Here is a 19,468-nt window from a genome sequence, read left to right as displayed (position 1 = left end):
TGCGGAATGTGTCATTGATTTACTCCGGTTTGATCCGCTCAAGCAATCCCTCATGGGCCTGATGATACCCCGCTGGCAGTTCGCTCAGAGGAGCATCAACATGAATGATGCACGCGATATGTCCGCTGTCGTGTTGATGACAGGTCAGGGTGCGCGGCAGATAGATCAGAGATGGAAGCTGACAGGCTTCGGTCTCAAGAACGGTCTTGTCGCCGTCGAAATGGGAGGTCGCTTTTGCGGTACAGGGGGCCTGGTTGGCGAGTTCCAGCCGGAGTGATCCGTTCTGTCCGTCCGGCTTCATGCAGACTTCCCAGAGTTTATAATCACTCGGTGTCAGAACGTCGTTACTGGCTGCACTCATGTTGTTCGCGCGCTCCCAGCAGCCTGCCATAACGGTTGGATCATGGTGCTTCCAGCGTGCAATATTGTCTGCGAGAAGGCATTGTCCGTTTTGGGGGAGTGTCCAGATCAGGATCGCAGCAGCGATCAGGCCGAAGAGAATGGCCACCAAAGCTGTGATCAGAAGGTTAGGGGAAGCCGGAAATAAAACGCGTGCTGCTTGGGGGGGACGGAAATCATCGAACCGAGACACCCAGGTTGGCGTATAGGGCGTCTGTCCCCATCGGGCTAGAACGGGCCGACCGTCGACCACAAACAGACTGCCATGATCCGGAAAGGAGCGCAGACGGTCTGCATAGGTGCGGAGAATGCCTGGTTCGCTCTGGGCGACCCGCCGGAGGTCCGCGAGAATAGACCCGGCATGGGCATAGAGGGCTTCTCGTGTTGTGGTCGGTAGCTCTTCGGCGGCAATTGCCTGTGTGCCGGTCGTCATCCATTCCGTGCCGGTGGCCGAGACATCGGATTGTGGTAAGGAGAAGAGGGCAGCATGTGCAGCCCCAAGCCTGAGCAGAACGGCATCATGAATCTGACGCGCGAAAAGAGCATCGGCCGGTCGTGCGTCCCGGCACAGGATCAGAGGCGCACTCATCAGGGTGCCTCTCGCTGAAAAACGCCGGTAGCAATTTTATGCTTATGATCAGTATAGTCGGGAACGGCAGGGTCCGCATCATGACCGGGACAAATTGCCTGTCCTTCCGGCCCGCGCGTACAGCGAAAAATTGTGCGGACCAGAAAGGTATGGGGGGCCGTGTAACAGCGTTCGGCTTTTACGGCGAGTGTATCGTCTTCGAAAGCAGCGGAGATCGGGCCCGTGCACATGCTGCCATCCGTATAGGTTAGGTGCTGCTGCCCACGTGAGCCGTCTTCCGAAAAGCAGAACGTCCATTTTGCAACACTTTGAACCGCACTGGACTGGATATTCTCGGTCTTCATGTTGCTGATACGGAACCAGCACCCCTTCATAACCGAAAGGTCGTGCTGCTCCCACGCGCCCTGCGGCAGTTCGTTAACTGCAATATGCTCTGATGCCGCAGGATGGGGCACGCTGGCACAATAAGGCGTCGTTGCACTGAACCAGGTCAGGATACAGGCCAGACAAAGCCCCAGTAGCGCACCTGCCAGACCCGAAACCAATAAAGAAGGATGCGTGGGAAGTCGGGTCTGCTGGATGAGCGGAAACTGGCCATCGTCATAGGCAGCGAGGGGATCGATCTGTGTTGTTGCAAGGCCCCATTGACTGAGAACCGGGCGGCTATCGACGACATAAATACAATCGAATGACGGGATGCGCCGTGCTTGGGGAAAGAGCCTTCTGAGATCTCCCTCTTCAACCTGCGACATGCGGCGGATGTCGGACAGTGCGGTTCCAACATAGCGGAGGACTTCCAGACGTGTTGTTTCAGGCAGATCCCTGAACGGCACGATGTTTTGCCCCTCTTTGATCCAGAGTGTCTGGTTGGGAGGGTGAGGGGTGGGTACTGCGAATAGCGCTGCATGATCTGGCCCGAATTTCTGAGTGAGGGCAGCCAGAAAAGCCGTATGGCCAACGGTATTCAGCGGTCCGGTTTGATCGAGAATGGGCATCAGGACGAAATACGGAACTGGCAGACCGACAGCGTGCCCCGTGTCTGCGATACGATGCCCTGTCTGGCCACAAGCACGTGCCCGTTATGGCGTACCGTCAGACGGAAGCGAGTGTGCGGGCAAATGGGCATCGAGAAAGGATCGACTTCTACCGTGTAGAGACCGGGAGGAGGTGCTCCCTGCCAGACAATGTTTTCAACGGCTCGCTTGGTAGGTGCCACGGCTCCGGTCGTTCTGGCATTTGCATCGTGGTCAAGCATTCCTCCTCCATGGCTCCGGTTACCAAAATAAATACGTCCACCATCGGGACATAGGACATGGAGATCGAGGTCATTGAGGTCGTCCCAGGCCAGAACGATCTGCAAAATTCCTGTCTGTGCCCCGACACGGCCAACGCGCCGGAAGTCCGACCAAGTGCGCCAGGGAAGGAGCAGGAGAAGCAGCAGGCCAATAAGCAGGACGAGTGGCAGAGTGATCCAGAGCGGAAAGTTTGGATAATGACAGATCCAAGAACCAATCCATCCGCCCAGACGGGATAAGAGCCACAGAATGCATGCCAGTCCGGCGAGCTTGGCGAACAGTTGAAGCCAGCTTTGCCATGGCCCCCAGAGGCGCATTACGGGCGGTTCTGGGGGGGGAGGCAAGATGGTTACCGGAGGCTGGGCTGCCGTCTTGGTTTCAGAGGCCGGAGGATCGGCCTTCGGACGTGGAGGCGGGCGCTTGCCAAAGCCTTTCAGATCGACCTGTTCGATTCGGGTGGTCACGGGCTGATGGCCCCAGCCAATCAGCACAGGACCATTCGGGCCGGATCGCAGATAGTCTGGGCTTGGAATCTGGATTGCAAAGAGCAAGAGACTGAGGAAAGTTCTGTCCGTGTCCGTGGTGGCTTTCTCCGGGTGTGCTCCCAGCGCTTCTATTTTTGTCTTAATGGCCTCGTATTGTGCGAGCAATTCGTCCTGTGGAATTGGAGTTCCAGTTTCGCCGTACCAATCAATGCTGCCATTGTCGTGAAAAGCTGGTTCTGCAAGCAGCGACGTGCCCTCAACTCCAAAATGCTGAGTGAGCAGGCGGCAGAAATCAGGCCAGTATTCAATGACCCGCTGGCCCTGTGCCATGAGCGCGACGACGTCATGTCCAGTGGTTTTTCCCAGGAATTGGCGGCTCATAGATGCGTTCCAAACATGACATGACCGAACATGGTGATGAGTTTCGAGTGACTCGCGAATGCCAGAACTGCCCAGAAAGCCAGAGCAAAAAATGCCGTAAATGTCAGGACATGCAGAATGATGCGTATCCACAACGGCAGAAGCCAGGGGAGTGGTGCGGAAGAAGCCGGGAAGGGCGCTGTAACGATAGAAGACTCGTCGTGAAGTCGCGCCTCGAAAGAGGTCCCGACCGATGTCGTACCGGAAAAAGGATCTGCTTTTTGCGCCGGATAAGAGGCTGTTGCCCCCTTTTGGGGTGCGGAGGTATTCAGGAAGTCCGGGTTTTTTGAGGAGGGTTCAAGCAGAGCCCCCAGAGGGGTGCGGGAGAAGGTATCGGGGAGTGCGGGATCAATCCGGTGCGTGGCATCCTGCGCGCCCCACGGCGCCAAAATTAGTTGGGTTCCGTCTGTGAAAACAGCTTTTAGGTTCGGAACAAAAAGCGCCTTTTCAAGAAGCGTGGCGTAGCTCTGCGGATGACTGCTGGCGACCCGCTGGAGCTTTTGCAGGCAGACTGTCAAGTTTTTGAGCAGGGCGTCTTGCTGTAGCGGGGGATAGTCCGTCAGAGGCCGGAACGGGTGCTCGACAGTCCCGTACCAGGTGATCTGGCCCGGCTTGTCATCGACAACCCACTGAACGACGGGTTCAGCGAAAGAGAACGGTAAGGGGCCAGCAGCGTCGATCAGGCGCAGCAAGGTCGTATAGTGCTGAACGGTAGGTTGTCCTTGCCATTCAGACAAAGAAAGATCAGACAGGGCGCTACGTGAGAGGACGGAAATAGACAATTTTTTACTCTAATCGAGATTAGTATTCTAATATATCACTTCAAAGCGTTTCTTGGAATAAGTTTTCTGTTCCCAATACTGAAGAGCGGTAGAGTTCTCTTTTTCGAAATGAGATGGAGGGATCGAAGAACCGTTTGTTGATATGCCTTGGTTCTGATTTTGGATTTTGGGCGTACTGATTGACAGTTTCTGCGATGGCATCCGGTCTGCGTTTTGAGCAGATCGGGTGTTGTCCCCCGCTGGAGGACTACGCGCTCGCGTTCATCCGCTCCAGGAAGAGAAAGCGGCGCATATTATAGACGATATTGGCCAGCCCGATCCTGGTGGTGGCTCGGGTGATGCCAACGGTTCGGACGAACAACCCTGTCTGTGATTTCTGATCCGCAAAGACATGCTCGACGCGTGATCGGATCACCGATTTCCATGCATTGGACCGCTGGATATGGCGGGGCATGGGCTTGAGATGCGGCTTTTTTTCTGTGAACCTTTGAGACAAAGTCCTGCTTTTCCATGAAGTCTTCATTGGCTTTGGAGCGATACGCCGTGTCTGCCCAGACGCTTGAGGCCGTATTGGTTTTATCCAGCAGCCCCTCTCTCAATCGCGCACCATCACTGGCGGCGGAATCTGTCGTCTTCCATTTGCGGATGAACCGGAACTTCCGGTCGATGGAAACATGCGATTTGTAGCCAAAGAACGGAATGGCAAGATCCGTTGTGGGGATCGTCCCGTCATCCTGCCGCTTTGCTTTAGTGAACTTCAGTGTCCAGCGCGCATGGCGACCCTTGTGGCACAATTTGGATGGCTTATCCTGCCAGTCTTCAGGAATACGCCCTGCCCGGATCAGCGTTCGTGTTGCGCTGCTTTGGGGCGGCTACGAGCGTGGTATCCAGGATCTGGCCCGACATCGGCAGATAGCCCGCGTTCCGCAGGGTCGCGTCAAATCGGTCAAACAGCCTTTCAATGGCCCCCGCCTGGGTCAAACGCTCGCGGAACAGCCAGATCGTTTTGGCATCAGGCACACGGTCCGACAGCCCCAGGTCAAGGAAACGCATGAAGGAGAGGCGATCGTTGATCAGATATTCTGTCAGTGCATCAGACACATTGTTCAGCGTCTGGATCATCAGGATCCTGAACATTATCACCGGATCGAACGGGGGACGGCCGCCTTTGCTCCTGTCTGAGTAGGCCAAATCCTGCTCCAGATCAGGACGGAGCACCTCAAAATCCACAAAGAAACCAGCCTGCTTCATAGCGCCATTGCCTCAGTCAGAACCAGACAAATGGAATCACAGAGCTGGTTTCAAACCCTCCAAGTCCGTGGTCCGCTCGCGTGTCGAGCATGTCTTTGTCGATCAGAAGTCAAAGACCGGGCTGTTCGTCCGAACAGTCGGCATCACCCGAGCCACCATGAGGATCGGGCTCGCCAATATCGTCTACAACATGCGCCGCTTTCTCTTCCTCGAAAGATTGAACGCGAGCGCGTAGTCATTCAGCGGGTAATAGCCCCCGATCTGCTCAAAACGCAGTTCAAAAACGAACCGAAAAACCGTCAATCAAACGACAAAGCCCAGACATTATGAGCCAAGCGCATCAATTAACGGTTCTTCGATCCCTCCACCTTAAAGGGCACCCCAACCCGACAGTCTGCCAGAGACGAAGTCCCGAAAGCAGACATCCTCGCAATTTACATCATTCGGACGATTTCTTAAGCACTGCCGCAACACTCTCCGCAAGGGACGTCGGTGGCCGTCCGATCAGAGCCGAGAGCTGCCGTCCGTCATCAAAAAGCGCGCCCTGTGACGCGGCGATGTCCCAACCCGCAATGGCGTGTGCCAGTCCATCGGGAAGACCTGCTCCGATAAGCGCTTTGGCGTAATCGGATTCAGTCAGATTACAGTATGGAATATCCTTTCCGGTCTGTCGCGAGATCTCTGCCGCCAGATCGGAAAGCGTCCAGGCATCGTCACCTGCGAGTTCATAGACTTTCCCGACATGGCCCGGGCCTGTTGCAACGACAGCAAGCGCTTGTGCATAATCAGCGCGAGCCGCAGAAGAGATACGACCGTCTCCGGCACTCCCGATGAAAGCCCCTCCTTTCAGTGCAGCTCCAACGGAACCAGTATAATTTTCGGTGTACCAACCATTGCGCAGGATCGTGAAAGACAGGCCGGACAATCTCAGGTCGGCTTCGGTCGCACGATGCTCGTCAGCCAATGACAGAACGGACGTGTCCGCATGCAGGACACTGGTATAGAGAATGGTCCGCACTCCGGCCGCCTTTGCGGCTGTGATCACATTGCGATGCTGGGTGACACGCTGGCCGATTTCATTGGACGAAATCAGGATCAGGGTTTCCACTCCCGTCAGACTTGGGACGAGTGTCTCGATTTTCGTGTAATCGAATTCTCGCGTTTCGATGCTCTTAACTGCGACTTTTGACGCCGTGCGTGCGAGAGCAACGATGTTTCCCGCGTTTGTCCGGCCTTCAAGAGCGTTGAGAACAAGATGACCGAGCTGACCGCTCGCACCGCTAATCGCTATCGTCATGGCTTATTTCCCTGATCGTCATTTGTGACGTGTCCAAGGATAGGACTATTGCTTCTTATTCGTAAGTACATACATAAATGTAAGTATGAAGAAAAATTCAAAAGTTCAGGGAGAACCCCTGTCGGCACAACTCCGTCGAGGCGACCTGATGGTTGCTCAATGCCCTTCGCGTGAGGTCCTCAAGCACATAACCAGTCGTTGGGGAGTTTTGGTTCTGATTGCGCTACAGAATGAGACACATCGTTTTGGCGAACTACGTCGTCTCATCGGCGGAGTGAGTGAGCGTATGCTGGCTCAGACACTTCAATGGCTTGAAAGCGACGGCCTTGTAGATCGGGTCGCACTTAATGTGGTCCCGCCCCATGTCAAATACAGCCTTACGCCGCTGGGGCAGGAGGCGGCAGAAAAAGTCTCCGCACTTGCAGACTGGATTGAGACGCGGCTACCCAGCATCCTCGCGTCAAAAGGCGAAGAGCCATGATCCGACGAATGACAGATGTCATTGCGAGGCGGCAGAACGCTATCATAACCATGAATGCTATGTCTGCTGTCTTCAGAATACGAGCTACGCTGTAACCGATAAAAGTAGGTGTCGGATGAAGGGTTAGGGCTCGCCATCTGCGATGCCTTCTCACGAGAGGAGGCTTCTGGACAGCAGAAAATCAATACTCCTTCGGAGTAGTTTTTTTCTTACTGGGGCTAACGAAAGGAAACGGGTTGTTCTCCCGTACAGCGTTTGAAACCAGTGGGCATGATTTTGTATAGATTATCGTTCAGGTTTGAGATGTGCCGTAACAGTTATTGTCGAATTGGATGAAGTCCGCTTTCAGGCTATGCACCGTTTCTGATCTATAATCGAGATGTAGGCGACTGCCGCCTGTCTGCTCCTGTATCGCTGAACAGACAGGCGGATCAGGGGAAAGCAGAAAGTCCCGTTTGGGTCAAAAAGGGCAATCTGACCGTTACCCCGCTTCCCCCATCATATCTCGGGCATGATTGGCGAGACGATGCAGATCGCTATCAGGCGTGTCTGCGACCATGCTGATCCCGAGCCCGTCCTGCGCCCAGATATAGCCCGGCATATGTCGCATAGGGCGCATGGGAGCCGTCATGTCATGGCCGTACATGGGTCGAACGAATAGGGTAATCCGGTTGCCATTACCTTCCTTGTAGAAAAAGACGCAGGCAGGACCATGATCCGTCGTGACCAGTTGTCCGCCTGTGAGTTGATAACCCGCTGCCGACAGATCGGGGGGACGAACCGGTCGCCCGAGCGTCCGACCGCCCCATGCCGCCAGTTGCGCGACATTGCCTGACGAGATTGTGCTGCCCTTACCGGCGTCATGCACGATCGTCGCCTCCTGCTCGACGGAGGCCAGGCCGAGGGGCACTTCCCGGTCACGAAGCATCCATCCGCCGCCCAGTCCCAGAGACAGGGCCAGCACGACAGAAGCTGCCATCTGCGGCATGCTGAAACGGCGGGCTCTGCGTCGTTTCAGCCGGGTGATGTTGAAACGCGCCGGTACGGGCTGTCGGAGTTCGGCATCCATCGTCGCCCGCAACAGATCGCGTTCCGCACGCCATGCCGTGACCCGCGTTCGTGTATCGAGGTTGGTATCCAGCCACGTCTCTACGGTTCTCCGCCGTTCGGGAGACAGAAGATCATCGACCCAGGCTTGGAGATCGTCCTCAGTCACGGGGCGGTCGGGCCGTGTCATTTTACCCTCCTGAGCATGGGAAGCTCCTCATGTTCGACAAGCCGGTGCAAGGCCGTCCTGGCCCGCGACAGCCGGGACATCACTGTACCCACCGGCACCCCCAATATGTCCGCGACCGTCGCGTATTCCAGCCCTTCGACACCGACCAGTATCAATACCTGTCGGTGGTCGTCGGAAAGACGTTCGAAGGCGCCCGCCACTTCCTTCCATTCCAGATGGGGAATCTGCCCCGCCTCCTGCATCGGTTCCGGATCGGTCGTTTCCATGAAGGAAACCAGACGCCGCAGACGCCGCCAATGGCTGACATTGAGGTTATGCGCGATGGTGAACAGCCAGGGCCGCAGGTCCGGCCCACAACGCACCTGATCCATCCGGGTCAGGGCACGCTCCAGGCAGTCCTGCACCAGATCGTCGGCCTGATGCGGGTCACGTGTCAGCACACGGGTATACCGTCTCAGGGCCGGTATGGCGTTCTGCAACCTGCTATCATCACCGCCGTTCAATCCTGCACGTGCCTCATATGGTTTCCGGTATCGCTGCTGATGAAGACGCCTCTGGCGTCTGTTTATTCCCGCCCGGACAGGGCGACTGCAAAATATTTCGCAATGCACGCAGCACAAAGGGAATAGATCCGTTCTGTCGGGCGTCTTGCCATCAGACGCTTTCAAAGGATCGAAAACCATGGCAACGAAGCCACTCGTGCCCTCTGCCTCAGCCTTACGCTGGCTCGGTGTGATCGCGGCACCGACGGCCCTGGCGCTGAGTTTCCTGTGGGCCGGCGGCGGGCTGACGCCCCATCGCCTGACACAGACCAGCCTGCTGGATGCCCTGCGTGCAGTGGACGGCACGCACCCCGGCTTTCGGCGCAATCACGCCAAGGGTGTGTGCGTGACGGGCTGGTTCGAAGGTAACGGCAATGCTGCCAGGATTTCGGCGGCGTCCGTCCTCCAACCGGGTAGAGTTCCCGTGATCGGACGTTTCGCACTCGCGGGCGGTATGCCCTTTCAGGCCGATGCGCCGGCAAAGGTTCGCAGCATGGCGCTGCGCCTGATGCCTCCCGGTGGTCAGGAGTGGCGCATGGGCATCAACGACATCCCGGTCTTTCCCGTCCGGACCCCGCAGGAGTTTCAGGACCTCCAGCAGGCGTCGCGCCCTGACCCGGCAACAGGAAAACCAGACCCCGCGCGGATAAAGGCATTCCGGGCGGCTCATCCCTGGTTGCAGGCGGCAGGCGCACAGATCACCCATCGGCCTCTTTCGTCAGGTTTTGCTGATGACACCTATCGCAGTCTCAACAGTTTCCTGTTCGTGGCGAAAGACGGCGCGAAAACAGCCGTGCGCTGGTCCATGGTACCTTTGCAGCCCGTCACACCGGCCGATGGTCACGCGGACGATCACGATTACCTCTTCCGCCAATTGATCAATGACCTTCACGCTCACCCCCTGCAATGGCGGCTGATGGTGACGGTGGCGGGTAGCGGCGACGCGATTGATAACCCGAGCAAGGAATGGTCGCGGGATAATCGGCAGATCGATGCGGGAACCTTGACCCTTACAGATATTAAGAGTGAGGAAAACGGCCCATGCACCGGCATAACTTTCGACCCGCTTGTCCTACCCCAGGGCATGATGCTGTCAGGCGATCCGATCCTACAGGCCCGATCTGCGGCCTATATGCGCTCGTTCTATCTGCGTTCCGGCGAACGGCCGACTGCCCCTGCTGTTTCGCCTGAAATGACGGTTCCGCCTACCAACGCGAAAGACAAAAAGTCATGAAAAACGTGAAATCTTTCACCATGCCGTCTCGCGTCCTGCACTGGGTCATGGCCGTCATGATCCTGGCCATGCTCTTCATTGGTGTGTTCATGGCGTCGACCGTTGGATCTGATTATTATCGTCTGGTGGCGTTGCATCGCTCTGTGGGGATCGCAATCCTTGTCCTTGCTATGCTGCGTCTGGGAAACCGGCTGCACACGCCTCCACCTTCCTTGCCGGAGGATTTGCCCCCGGTGATGAGAATTGGAGCTCATGCATCGCATATCCTGCTTTATGTGCTGATGATTGTTTTGCCGCTTGTTGGATGGGGGATGTTGTCGGCAGGGGGGTACCCCATCCCGCTATGGGGTCAGTCCGTGCTTTTGCCACCGATCCTTCCTCACGACCCGGTACTCTGGGCGGAACTTCGGTCGGCGCATACCCTACTGGCCTTTCTACTGTTTGGTCTCGTTTTGGCGCATATCACCGCAGCTCTATTTCATGGCCTGATCCGACGCGATGGCGTACTTCGCAGCATGCTGCTCCGGGCAAGCCTTGATCCGATCTCTCAAGAGAGCCACGGCGATTAAGCCGTGGCTGCCGATGTTGATCAGCGTTCAGCAAACGCTAGGAGGTCCGCATTGAGTACCTCCGCATTGACCGTCAGCATTCCGTGCGAGAAGCCGGGATAGGTTTTAAGGGTGCCGTTGGCGAGTAATTCAACAGATTTGAGTGCTGAATCAGCTATTGGCACAATCTGGTCGTCTTCTCCATGCAGCACGAGTGTTGGTATCGTGATGCTCTTCAAGTCTTCGGTCTGATCTGTTTCGGAAAAAGCCTTAATGCCCTCGTAGTGCGCTTTGGCGCTCCCCATCATGCCCTGACGCCACCAGTTTTGAATGACGCCCTCTTGCGGGCTGATACCCTCGCGATTGAACCCATAGAACGGGCCGGTTGGCACATCGCGGAAGAACTGTGCCCGGTTGGTTGCAAGGGCAGCACGAAAACCGTCAAAAACCTCAATGGGCAGTCCCTCGGGATTTGCTTCAGTGCGTAGCATCAGGGGCGGAACAGCGCTGACCAGAACGGCTTTGGCGGCGCGTCCGGACGGCTGACCATGTTGGGCCACATAGCGCGCGACTTCACCGCCGCCGGTGGAATGACCGATATGAACGACGTTCCGAAGGTCCAATGCTTCGACGACGGCAAACGTGTCCGCTGCATAATGATCCATGTCATGCCCTTCCGAGACTTGCCCGGAGCGTCCATGACCACGACGATCATGGGCCACCACGCGAAAGCCCTGCTGTAAAAAGAACAGCATCTGGGCATCCCAGTCGTCAGAAGAGAGGGGCCAGCCATGATGAAACATGATGGGACGGGCGTCTTTCGGGCCCCAGTCCTTGTAGAAGATTTCAACATTATCTTTGGTGGTAACGAACGACATGATTAATTTCTTCCAAATTTAGAGGGTAACAGCTGTTTCAGGGCCGTCTTCGCAATGAACCCGAAGCCGGTTTTGATGGCGTTCAGATCTGTTTCTGACCACCGTCAACGTAGAGTTCGATGCCATTGATGAAACTGGCCTCGTCAGATGCCAGAAACAGAACCGAGCGAGCGATTTCTTCCGGCTGGGCCACACGACCAGACGGGATCAGACTGGCGAGATAGGTTTTGGTTTCTTTAGCCTGTTCGCCGCCACCAAAAAGCTCATTCAGACCTGCCGTGTCGGTCACACCCGGACTGACCGCGTTGACGCGAATATGGCGCTCCTTGAGGTCAAGCATCCAGTTTCGAGCAAAACTGCGTACGGCTGCCTTTGTGGCTGAATACACACTGAGGGCCGGGGTTCCTGCGGCGCTGACATTTGAAGCATTCAGCACGATCGCGGCCCCATCGCGCAGCAGGGGAAGCGCTTTTTGTACCGTAAAGAGGACGCCCTTGACGTTACTGTCGAAGGTAGACTGGTAGTGTTCCTCGGAAATAGCACCAAGGGGCGCAAATTCCCCGCCGCCGGCATTGGCGAAGACAACATCGATCTGGCTATGAGTCTGCTGAACGGTGTCATACAGACGGTCGATGTCGTCCAGATGGCCCATATCACCGCGTACGCCCGTTACCTTGCCACCGATACGAGTGACCGCGGCGTCGAGTGCCTCCTGTCGTCTGCCGGTGATGAAAACGAAGGCGCCTTCATCGGCGAAAGCTTTGGCGGTGGCCAGACCAATGCCACTGGTGCCGCCTGTTACGATCACGACCTTGCCATCAAATCCGTAAGTCATTGTTCTGTTCCTTATTCTCAGCGCTCTGTTTGCGCCGGTAGGAAAGAGATGACATTGGAACGATCATCGCTGTAGATAGCAATATTGACACACAGCGTTCAGAAAGAAGAACGATGGAGCGGCGGGATCTCAACGATTATGCATATTTCGTAGCGGTCGTAACGCATGGCGGCTTTTCGGCCGCTTCGCGCGCCTTGCACGAGCCGAAGTCAAAACTCAGCCGCCGCATCGCTGATCTGGAAAGCCGGCTTGGTACACGTCTGATCGAGCGGTCCAGCAGGCGCTTTCGCGTCACAGATCTTGGTCGAGCATTTTATGAGCGCTGTCGGACTATGCTGGATGAAGCAGAAGCTGCAGAGGCCATTATCAGCGCCGCCCAGGCTGAGCCAGCGGGCGTCGTTCGGTTCAGTTGTCCAACCGGCATGGTTGCCGTGATCGGACATCTGATGACAGGCTTTCTGGATCGCCATCCCAGGGTGCGGTTGCAACTCCTTGCGGTGGATCGGCCAGTGGATCTGATAGGGGAGCGCATCGACCTCGCGTTACGGGTTCGTCTGGCTCTGACATCGGATGCAGCTTTGACCATGCGTACACTGGGACGCTCCACACGTGTTTTAGTCGCGCATCCGCGTGTAGCCGCAAGCATCAGAACCCTGCACGATCTGGGAAGTGCATCGCTGTTAACAACAAACGACGAGGCAACAGACTGCATTTGGCCTTTGATGAATACCCATGGCGAGACCCATGAAATACGTCGAATGCCCCGGTTCGGTTCGCAGGATATGGGCATAGTACGGGATGCGGCGATTGCGGGGTTGGGTGTGGCCTGGCTCCCGGATCATTTTGTTCGGGAGCCACTGGAGAAGGGCTTGGTGGTGCAGGTACTGCCGGAATGGACGGGGCCGGAAGGGATCGTTCATCTGGTATTTACGACGCGGCGGGGTCTACCGTCAGCGGTCCGTGCGTTTATCGATCATCTGGCCGCGGGATTTCCAAAGCGTTTATGAGCGCTGCGCTTTGGAGTCAGAGACGGCCGTTTCTGGGTCACAAGGTTACTCGTGATAGTGTCGGCTATGAGGTGACAGCCGCCTGTCTGTTGTTTGTCATTGGGCAGACAGGCAGTTTAGGAGAAAAATCTGACGTTCACACGTGAATACGTCGTCTATTTCTTTGGCAAACAAATAGACCCATTCGGATAAATTAAAGTGCCGGCTTGATAAATACGAAGATGAACTGATCGGTCTTTCCTCGAATGGCAGGATCAAAAACTTTGAGATGATGATCATCCTTAGGATTCGAAAGTAATTTGCTCTCATTTTTCAAAGTAAAGCCCGCATTCAGAATGGCTTTTTTGACGACTTCCGGATCAATACGGTGCAAAGTGTTCGTCTCACTGAGGCCTGTCCCTGGAGCGGCCACATGATCAATGACAACAAAGCGGCCTCCAGGTTTTAGAAGATCGAAAACCTGTTTGCTGAATGCGGTGATATCCACGTTGCCTAGAAATGGAGTTGGTAGATCATGAAGGTTCTGGGACGTGAAGAATACGTCCACGGGGGCTGGCAAGGTGAGATGAGCAAGGTCATCTGGGACAGCCGCTACGTTTTCTGTCCCTGGTGCCCCGACCAGCGCTTTCATGCGGATTTCGCCCTTTGATCCTGGAGCGACCATGCCTGCTGGCCAGATATCCAGCACCTTACCTTCAGGGCCAACAATACCAGAGAAAATACGGGTCCAATAACCACCGCCCGGCAGAAAATCAGCAACATGCTCGCCTGGTTTGATCTCAGCCAGGGCAGCAATCTCAGCTCCGTGTCGACGTGTATCATCCGCTCTGTCGCCCTGGCGGATTGGAGCAGTCATTGCAGACGAAATATAATTTTCTAAGGGGGCGGCATAGGCTACAGAAGACGCCAGAAGCGTGATCACGGCGGCTGAGACTGCTTTGCGCATACTTATGATCCAATCATCCCATACCAGAAATGCCACATAAGGTTATTATCTTGATAATGTGGCAACGTTGAAAAATATTCACATGATCATGTCCGCAGGAGAGTTTTCTCGCAACGGAAAACGGATGAAGACGGATTTTTGGAAAGCACTTCCGCCATACTGGAGACTCTCTGTCAAACGTCAGAACCGAATTATTCCTGTTTGAGTTGAGTGGGCGTATCATGACACGCCTCTTCGGGCGTGCGTCCAGCCAGCGGCCACGCCCATCCATGCTGCTGCTGCTCGGCATATTAGGTAATGTCAGAGCATCAGAGCTGATTGGACCGATCAATCACGAACCGCACTCCCCTAAAGGCTACAGCACCTCGCGTGCTGGCACCGGGACATTGCAGAGTGCGACGCCATGGGCAGGATGAACAAAGAACGGATCACTCCTAGCGGCGCGCGCAGCAAGATACGCCGCGAATGTCGCACTCTCGACACGCATTGTCTGAACCTTCGGGCGCTCGGAGACCGGCAAGTCCGAAGCAAGCACTACGCTTTGAATACCGACGTTCTGTCGCACATCGGTATAAAACCCAAGCGGACCCGTGCCACGCGGTAACGCCCCCAGGTGCTCCATCCCGACCAATACACGGCCGACGACCGCGAGGTTTCGGTCGAGTTGCCGGGGCGCCTCACCGTTGACCACATAAAGTTCCTGTCCGTTTCCTGTATCAGGCGGCATATCCCGCGCCACACCGATAGTACCGTAGCACTGCGCCGGCCACACGCTCGTTCCATCGCCGCCAACTGGCCATCCATCCGCAAACCCGACTTTCGTCGCATAAGGATCGGCATAGCCGAGTGGACGATATGTAAGTCCCTCAAGCGGGCGATCGTATTCAGCAGGCGGGTGCGCAACGAAATGCGTGGGCAAAGAAGCTTTTTCGTCCCTGACGCTCCATTGGATGACGTAATTATCCTGCACACGCATAATTGCTCCGCCGTCCCAGGCCCGATCCTGCGCAAAGCGCACGACATTGGCGACGTGAACAGGCGCGAATTGCGGAGCGAGTTCGATCACGATCCGCCGCCCATCATTCGTCTTCATAAGCAACAACTGGTCGGGCGCGACCGTCCGCCATGCACTATCCGGAGCATGATCCACGATCTCGGCAGGCGAGGGCACCGCAGCAAGAGTGCCCCCCAACGGCAATACGAGCAATAAGGCAGGAAGAGCATTTCGCATACGAGACAGAATGCCCGTTTCCCACACCGAGGACTAGTCATTTCCAATCCTCCCTCTTAGGACTGAAACAGAACAGTCCTTCCACGTCACGTCGCAGGTGAGTCTATCCCAGCACCAGATGCTCGGTTAGAAAATCAATGAACAAGCGAGTCTTGTGTGGCAGATAACGGCTCGCTGGCCACAACACTCTGAATGATCCCGCATCGAGGAGCATATCATCGAGAAGCGGGACCAGCGTGCCGGCCTCGATTTTCCTGTTCACCGCGAACGGCGGCAGGCAGGCAACGCCAAAACCTTGTTCAGCAAGATAGAGGAGCGGTTCGATCGTGCTGACGACGGCCGTCTCCGGCAGATCGAGCTTCAGATCCACGCCATTTCGCATAAGCGGCCACGACTCCAGCCTTCCGCTGTTCATGTAGCGGTGATGCAGGCAGGCGTGGTCTAACAGGTCTTCCGGGGTAAGCGGCGTGCCGTGCTGTGCCAAATAGGCCGGCGATGCGACAATGCGGTGTCGGAAGACGCCCAGTTTGCGGTGCATCAAGCGAGTATCGGCGATCTCGCCGGTTCGGATCACCGCATCGAAACCTTCCTCGATCACCGCGACCATCCGGTCGGTGAAATCGATGTCCATCCGGATGTCTGGCCATGTTTTCATAAATGCAGCGATCACGGGCATCAAAAGCATGCCCGCGATCGGCAGGCTTACCCGGAGCACTCCCGAGGGCTTGTCACTGGCCTGAAACAGCATTGCCTCGGCGGCATCGACTTCATCAAAGATTCGCCGACAATGATCGAGGAAGGTTGTACCTTCGGCCGTCAACGTCATGCTGCGGGTGCTGCGATGGAGCAGCCGGACGCCCAACCGCTCTTCCAGACGCGCGATGGCCTTGCCCACAGCAGAAGCGGAAATACCAAGATCGCGGCCTGTAGCAACGAAGCTGCGGGTCTCGGCGGCGCGCATGAAGGCGTTGAGAGCGCCAAGCCGGTCCATCATTCAAGCCTCACATTGCGGACAATGATGTCCTGACTATTCGGAACTATAGCTGATTTTTCTGTAATTGTATTGAGCTTACTGTTGGCCCTGCCGAGCCCTTCATCGATTTGCAGGACGATTTTAATGCAGCTTGAACAAATATCACTGGCCTGCGAGGCCAATGCAGAGCGAGAGCACCTACCTCTCGCCAGCCTGCTCGCGTTGGCAGCCGCGGGATTCCTCACCATCCTCACCGAGACGCTACCCGCTGGTCTTCTTCCGCAGATCAGCGACGACCTGCACATTTCACAGGAGTTAGCCGGTCAATTGGTGACGGTTTATGCGATCGGCTCGTTGGTTGCAGCCATTCCGCTGACAAGTGCGACCCAGCGTATGCGGCGGCGCCCGTTGCTGCTTACGGCAATCGCCGGTTTCGCCGTCGCCAATGTCGTCACAGCCATCGCGTCCTCTTATGTGGTCATCGTGGCCGCGCGTCTGCTGACCGGGGTATCGGCCGGAGTACTCTGGGCACTGCTCGCAGGTTATGCCTCCCGTATGGTCGTCCCGCAACTGGAAGGACGTGCGATCGCTGTCGCCATGGTTGGCACTCCGCTCGCTCTATCGATCGGCGTACCCGCTGGCACGTTTCTTGGTGCTTGGGTGGGTTGGCGGATCAGCTTCGGCATTATGAGCGGGTTGACGTTACTGTTGATCGGATGGACCTGCTTGAAGGTGCCCGATTTCCCCGGTGCGGACCGCGAAAAGAGAATATCGCTGGCGAAGGTTTGGACAATGCCTGGCATTCGCCCGATTTTGATGGTGACGTTAGCTTTCGTACTCGCTCACAATATCCTCTACACTTATATCGCGCCCTATCTGGCCCAATCCGGCATGGTCGCGCAGACGGATCGCGTTCTGCTGGTATTCGGGGTCGCGGCCCTGCTAGGCATATGGGTGGTCGGCGCTTTGATCGATCGCCGACTGCGTCTTCTGACCCTCGGCGCTATCATCCTGTTCTTCATGGCAATGCTGATCCTGGGCCTTGGCCGATCCGAGCCGATGGCGGTCTATAGCGGCGTAACTGTTTGGGGACTCGCTTTTGGCGGCGTGGCGACCTTGTTTCAGACGGCATCTGCCAAGGCTGCGCGTAGCGGGGCAGATGTCGCGCAATCGATGATCGTGACCGTGTGGAACCTTGCGATTGCAGGCGGCGGTATAGTGGGCGGCCTTATCCTCGGTGAGCTGGGTTCGGTCGCGCTGGTGTGGAGCTTGCTTCCCCTATTGACGGCATCGTTCTTCATTGTCCGCTTGACCGACGCATTCGGCGCACGATGAGGGGCGTGCCATTGGCTTGTCTCGACCAGTCTGTGGCAAACCGCCCTTTAGTCGTGACCCACAGAATGACCGCTTCCATTGTAAGCTGTTCTTTGACGAACTGGTACGGAACAGCAGGACAGTCCCAAGCGCGATCTATAGCGGCTCTCCTGATAATGTCGGCTTCCGGAAAACTGTTCCACTCGCCTGTATCTCCGACATGAAGGCAATTGCAGTCGTTAATCGTGCGATCTTCGGACGCTTACCCAACGGCTGATTGGGGGGGTAAACGGAATGTCTGTTTTGGGATGAGATTTCTCGACAGCAGACGTTATTTCGACTGCTAAGTAAAAAATCGCCAAGTTCCATAGGCTTTCGGCTAGTAATTTTGCCGCTTCTTCAGCCGAAAAGAAACTATTGCTCATGTTGGATTTACTGAGGTCGCTATCTAAGCCTATACATTTGAACGTCCAACCCCAAGCGCGACAATGACTGAAGTTCACTGGAGACAGGTCTATGAAGTCTATCGGACGCAATGGCTACAAACCGCTCGACTTTGAAATCGATGCCATCTCATGAGTGAGTCTCGCTACACGCCGGAACGTATCCGCAGTTTGCATTACAAAAGCGCGACAATCACTCTCTCGCCAAAATATATCGCGATTATATCTGAAGAAATCTGGCGCGGGACCTATTTTTCGCGGATAGGCTGGTGCGCGCATGCGCCCTACGACGCCTCCGCTCTGTGGATTGGTGAAAATTTTCGCAAAGCTCTGGAAAGCAGCGAATATTTCAACAAGCCTGGCGTCTCCTCACTGGGTCGTGACGAAATCCGGGCGATGGAAGAGGCTTCCAATACGCGGAGGCTGGCGTTCTGGAGCGAAATTGCTCAGACCTATGGCTACAAGGATATCGATCAGGCCGGGCGAAGATGCGATGTTGTGCTTACGTCCTGGCATGATCTGATCGAGGATTTTGTCACCCTGATAGCCACACTCCGTCTTCCGGGTGGCCATCGGGGCTGGGGCCCCATGGAAAAGAAGAAATACGCGGAGAAGAGGATTGCAGTCCCTTTGTCCGTGTCGGACGAGGCGTTAGGCCTTGCCATCCGTGATGCTCTCTCACGCTGTGAAGCCTCGGGACGACAGAAAATCAATACTCCGTCAGAATAGTTGGCTTGCAGCGTTTGATACTTGCGAGCGCAACTTCAAACAGGGCGTCCTGCATGACCTTGGGGTGCCGCCCTGATGAACATCGGATTGGATGACGTCCGCTTTCAGGTCATGCGTCGTTGCTATCTATGTTTGCCACGTAGGCGGAAGCAGCATGTCCGGTTACGCTTACATCTCGGGCACAAAAGAAGCTTCTTAAGCTTCCGGAAAATGGACATCGACAATTAACATGGAGCGCTTAAAAAAATTGGGGCTCTGTGCATCACAACCCAAACCAAACGATCGAAAAATACATTTCCATCTGGCGCAGTGTTGCAAGCCGCTTTAAATGAAGAAGAATGATGCGAAGTGCGCGGCATAGCGGAGGGAGTCTGGTCTTTTGGCCGCTGGTTCTGCTTGCCATCATTATTCGCCTCAGCGTTGGAAGTCTGCCTTTACCGCAGTTCCTTCTCAATGATCCGTTAAAACAGTTCATCAACTTGTCGACCCTTTGCGACAGCCAGGATTTTGGTCCGCATAGTCCTGATCATCATCACGCAGCGGATGTTGGTG

18 protein-coding genes and 3 pseudogenes are annotated in these 19,468 nt (G+C 55.9%); 8 read left to right on the top strand and 13 right to left on the bottom strand.

Annotation, left to right across the window (positions count from 1 at the left end):
* Positions 1-19: 19 nt before the first annotated feature.
* The 5 genes and pseudogenes from JK176_RS12475 to JK176_RS12455 form a co-directional block, all read right to left on the bottom strand.
* Positions 20-988 (bottom strand): hypothetical protein, encoded by a 969-nt coding sequence (locus JK176_RS12475; protein ID WP_077804107.1) that lies wholly within the window; start codon positions 986-988, stop codon positions 20-22.
* Positions 988-1,983, bottom strand: coding sequence for a hypothetical protein (locus JK176_RS12470; protein ID WP_211588126.1), 996 nt, complete (start codon positions 1,981-1,983; stop codon positions 988-990). Before JK176_RS12470 ends, JK176_RS12475 begins: the two co-directional genes overlap by 1 nt.
* Positions 1,983-3,149 carry a hypothetical protein gene (locus JK176_RS12465; protein WP_077804105.1) on the bottom strand — a complete coding sequence of 389 codons (1,167 nt, stop codon included), beginning with the start codon at positions 3,147-3,149 and terminating at the stop codon, positions 1,983-1,985. The genes JK176_RS12470 and JK176_RS12465 overlap by 1 nt, the downstream gene beginning before the upstream one ends.
* Positions 3,146-3,970 (bottom strand): hypothetical protein, encoded by an 825-nt coding sequence (locus tag JK176_RS12460; protein ID WP_194268091.1) that lies wholly within the window; start codon positions 3,968-3,970, stop codon positions 3,146-3,148. The genes JK176_RS12465 and JK176_RS12460 overlap by 4 nt, the downstream gene beginning before the upstream one ends.
* A gap of 247 nt (positions 3,971-4,217) precedes the next feature.
* A pseudogene (locus tag JK176_RS12455) lies at positions 4,218-5,221 on the bottom strand (IS5 family transposase).
* 61 nt (positions 5,222-5,282) lie between these two features.
* Between JK176_RS12455 and JK176_RS12450 the strand changes: the two are divergent.
* Positions 5,283-5,456: pseudogene (locus JK176_RS12450) on the top strand (IS5/IS1182 family transposase); the annotation flags it as partial.
* 204 nt (positions 5,457-5,660) lie between these two features.
* On the opposite strand, the gene JK176_RS12445 reads toward JK176_RS12450, so the two are convergent.
* Positions 5,661-6,518, bottom strand: a complete 858-nt coding sequence (locus JK176_RS12445) for an SDR family oxidoreductase (protein ID WP_211588125.1) — start codon at positions 6,516-6,518, stop codon at positions 5,661-5,663.
* 85 nt (positions 6,519-6,603) lie between these two features.
* Between JK176_RS12445 and JK176_RS12440 the strand changes: the two genes are divergently transcribed.
* On the top strand, positions 6,604-6,999 hold the full coding sequence (locus JK176_RS12440) for a helix-turn-helix domain-containing protein (RefSeq protein ID WP_149026835.1): 396 nt from the start codon (positions 6,604-6,606) through the stop codon (positions 6,997-6,999).
* Between the two features lie 481 nt (positions 7,000-7,480).
* Here JK176_RS12440 and JK176_RS12435 read toward each other — a convergent pair whose 3' ends face one another.
* A complete protein-coding gene (locus tag JK176_RS12435; protein WP_077804102.1) occupies positions 7,481-8,236 on the bottom strand; it encodes an anti-sigma factor in 756 nt (251 codons plus the stop codon).
* Positions 8,233-8,715, bottom strand: coding sequence for a sigma-70 family RNA polymerase sigma factor (locus JK176_RS12430; protein ID WP_211588124.1), 483 nt, complete (start codon positions 8,713-8,715; stop codon positions 8,233-8,235). Before JK176_RS12430 ends, JK176_RS12435 begins: the two co-directional genes overlap by 4 nt.
* 202 nt (positions 8,716-8,917) lie before the next feature.
* On the opposite strand from JK176_RS12430, the gene JK176_RS12425 reads away from it, so the two are divergent.
* Together JK176_RS12425 and JK176_RS12420 are read left to right on the top strand one after the other, a co-directional pair.
* Complete coding sequence (locus tag JK176_RS12425) at positions 8,918-10,012, top strand: catalase family peroxidase (protein WP_211588123.1); 1,095 nt, start codon at positions 8,918-8,920, stop codon at positions 10,010-10,012.
* Complete coding sequence (locus tag JK176_RS12420) at positions 10,009-10,581, top strand: cytochrome b (RefSeq protein WP_211588122.1); 573 nt, start codon at positions 10,009-10,011, stop codon at positions 10,579-10,581. The genes JK176_RS12425 and JK176_RS12420 overlap by 4 nt, the downstream gene beginning before the upstream one ends.
* A 20-nt stretch (positions 10,582-10,601) precedes the next feature.
* On the opposite strand, the gene JK176_RS12415 is transcribed toward JK176_RS12420, so the two are convergent.
* Entirely contained in the window at positions 10,602-11,438 is an 837-nt protein-coding gene (locus JK176_RS12415) for an alpha/beta fold hydrolase (RefSeq protein WP_211588121.1), read from the bottom strand.
* 82 nt (positions 11,439-11,520) lie between these two features.
* Positions 11,521-12,273, bottom strand: a complete 753-nt coding sequence (locus tag JK176_RS12410; RefSeq protein ID WP_211588120.1) for an SDR family NAD(P)-dependent oxidoreductase — start codon at positions 12,271-12,273, stop codon at positions 11,521-11,523.
* Between the two features lie 113 nt (positions 12,274-12,386).
* Here JK176_RS12410 and JK176_RS12405 point away from each other — a divergent pair, with 113 nt between their 5' ends.
* Positions 12,387-13,280, top strand: coding sequence for a LysR family transcriptional regulator (locus tag JK176_RS12405; RefSeq protein ID WP_211588119.1), 894 nt, complete (start codon positions 12,387-12,389; stop codon positions 13,278-13,280).
* A gap of 193 nt (positions 13,281-13,473) precedes the next feature.
* Here the strand turns inward: JK176_RS12405 and JK176_RS12400 are convergent, their stop codons facing one another.
* From JK176_RS12400 to JK176_RS12390, 3 genes are all read right to left on the bottom strand, one after another.
* Positions 13,474-14,226, bottom strand: a complete 753-nt coding sequence (locus tag JK176_RS12400) for a class I SAM-dependent methyltransferase (protein ID WP_211588118.1) — start codon at positions 14,224-14,226, stop codon at positions 13,474-13,476.
* A 355-nt stretch (positions 14,227-14,581) separates the two neighbouring features.
* Positions 14,582-15,457, bottom strand: a complete 876-nt coding sequence (locus JK176_RS12395) for a peptidylprolyl isomerase (protein WP_211588117.1) — start codon at positions 15,455-15,457, stop codon at positions 14,582-14,584.
* A 103-nt stretch (positions 15,458-15,560) separates the two neighbouring features.
* On the bottom strand, positions 15,561-16,451 hold the full coding sequence (locus JK176_RS12390) for a LysR family transcriptional regulator (protein ID WP_249194494.1): 891 nt from the start codon (positions 16,449-16,451) through the stop codon (positions 15,561-15,563).
* A gap of 123 nt (positions 16,452-16,574) precedes the next feature.
* Between JK176_RS12390 and JK176_RS12385 the strand changes: the two genes are divergently transcribed.
* The 3 genes and pseudogenes from JK176_RS12385 to JK176_RS12375 form a co-directional block, all read left to right on the top strand.
* On the top strand, positions 16,575-17,765 hold the full coding sequence (locus tag JK176_RS12385) for an MFS transporter (RefSeq protein WP_211588116.1): 1,191 nt from the start codon (positions 16,575-16,577) through the stop codon (positions 17,763-17,765).
* Between the two features lie 554 nt (positions 17,766-18,319).
* On the top strand, positions 18,320-18,916 hold the full coding sequence (locus JK176_RS12380) for a hypothetical protein (protein ID WP_194268101.1): 597 nt from the start codon (positions 18,320-18,322) through the stop codon (positions 18,914-18,916).
* Positions 18,917-19,254: 338 nt separating this feature from the next.
* Positions 19,255-19,468 (top strand): annotated as a pseudogene (locus JK176_RS12375) (hypothetical protein); the annotation flags it as partial.

Source organism: Gluconobacter sp. Dm-73 (genome assembly GCF_018256215.1).
Lineage (GTDB): Bacteria > Pseudomonadota > Alphaproteobacteria > Acetobacterales > Acetobacteraceae > Gluconobacter > Gluconobacter cadivus.
The sequence above is the reverse complement of the archived record's forward strand: the minus strand, read 5'-3'. Positions and strand labels throughout refer to the sequence as shown.

Excerpts from the sequence above, each read along its gene's own strand:
- JK176_RS12475 (WP_077804107.1), bottom strand. The coding sequence starts at position 988 with ATGAGTGCGCCTCTGATCCTGTGCCGGGACGCACGACCGGCCGATGCT.
- JK176_RS12470 (WP_211588126.1), bottom strand. The coding sequence starts at position 1,983 with ATGCCCATTCTCGATCAAACCGGACCGCTGAATACCGTTGGCCATACG.
- JK176_RS12465 (WP_077804105.1), bottom strand. The coding sequence starts at position 3,149 with ATGAGCCGCCAATTCCTGGGAAAAACCACTGGACATGACGTCGTCGCG.
- JK176_RS12445 (WP_211588125.1), bottom strand. The coding sequence starts at position 6,518 with ATGACGATAGCGATTAGCGGTGCGAGCGGTCAGCTCGGTCATCTTGTT.
- JK176_RS12440 (WP_149026835.1), top strand. The coding sequence starts at position 6,604 with ATGAAGAAAAATTCAAAAGTTCAGGGAGAACCCCTGTCGGCACAACTC.
- JK176_RS12435 (WP_077804102.1), bottom strand. The coding sequence starts at position 8,236 with ATGACACGGCCCGACCGCCCCGTGACTGAGGACGATCTCCAAGCCTGG.
- JK176_RS12425 (WP_211588123.1), top strand. The coding sequence starts at position 8,918 with ATGGCAACGAAGCCACTCGTGCCCTCTGCCTCAGCCTTACGCTGGCTC.
- JK176_RS12420 (WP_211588122.1), top strand. The coding sequence starts at position 10,009 with ATGAAAAACGTGAAATCTTTCACCATGCCGTCTCGCGTCCTGCACTGG.
- JK176_RS12415 (WP_211588121.1), bottom strand. The coding sequence starts at position 11,438 with ATGTCGTTCGTTACCACCAAAGATAATGTTGAAATCTTCTACAAGGAC.
- JK176_RS12410 (WP_211588120.1), bottom strand. The coding sequence starts at position 12,273 with ATGACTTACGGATTTGATGGCAAGGTCGTGATCGTAACAGGCGGCACC.
- JK176_RS12405 (WP_211588119.1), top strand. The coding sequence starts at position 12,387 with ATGGAGCGGCGGGATCTCAACGATTATGCATATTTCGTAGCGGTCGTA.
- JK176_RS12400 (WP_211588118.1), bottom strand. The coding sequence starts at position 14,226 with ATGCGCAAAGCAGTCTCAGCCGCCGTGATCACGCTTCTGGCGTCTTCT.
- JK176_RS12395 (WP_211588117.1), bottom strand. The coding sequence starts at position 15,457 with ATGCGAAATGCTCTTCCTGCCTTATTGCTCGTATTGCCGTTGGGGGGC.
- JK176_RS12390 (WP_249194494.1), bottom strand. The coding sequence starts at position 16,451 with ATGATGGACCGGCTTGGCGCTCTCAACGCCTTCATGCGCGCCGCCGAG.
- JK176_RS12385 (WP_211588116.1), top strand. The coding sequence starts at position 16,575 with ATGCAGCTTGAACAAATATCACTGGCCTGCGAGGCCAATGCAGAGCGA.
- JK176_RS12380 (WP_194268101.1), top strand. The coding sequence starts at position 18,320 with ATGAGTGAGTCTCGCTACACGCCGGAACGTATCCGCAGTTTGCATTAC.